This is a genomic window from Vibrio sp. 1249-1, from assembly GCF_033340495.1.
Genome location: NZ_JAWOWJ010001070.1, coordinates 1 through 540, shown reverse-complemented (window position 1 = coordinate 540; position 540 = coordinate 1). Strand labels below are relative to the sequence as shown.

At 45.7% G+C, this 540-nt stretch carries 1 pseudogene; it reads left to right on the top strand.

The features are described from left to right. Positions 1-423, top strand: a pseudogene (locus R7Z50_RS30525) (MATE family efflux transporter); the annotation flags it as partial. Positions 424-540 lie beyond the last annotated feature (117 nt).

Sequence of the window (540 nt, the reverse complement as noted above, 5' to 3'; positions counted from 1 at the left end):
ATGGCAAAATTCTTTATCAAAGCAGTCTTTGTGTTTGGTATTTCCATCGGCGCACTGTTGCTTCTTAATCGTGAGTTGATCATTGCAGCATTGAATTTGGACAACCCTGAGCTTTACCCACTCGCCGCCCCTGCGGTTATGATTTTGTGCTGCGCGATTTGGTTGCGTATGTTGAACATGATCATCATTAACGGGATTATTCGAGCTGGTGGCGACAACGTATTCTGCTTACGCATGGACTTTATCGCCATGTGGATGACAGGCTTGCCACTTTGTGCAATCGCTGCGTTTGTTCTTGGTTGGGAGTTTAAGTACGTGTATGCACTGATGATTGCAGAGGAAGTCGTTAAGTTGGCGTTGTGTTATCGTCGATACACGCAAAAGTATTGGATAAAGAATCTAACCGTCGTTACGACTTCTTAGTATCGCGTTCTGCATTGATTCTTTTGTGGCGGTTCGATGCATTGGCAGCTGGTTTTTCAGGAACCTCGCGTTTCTCGTGCAGCAGGTGCCGAACTGCCAGAATCGGATGTTTTAGTA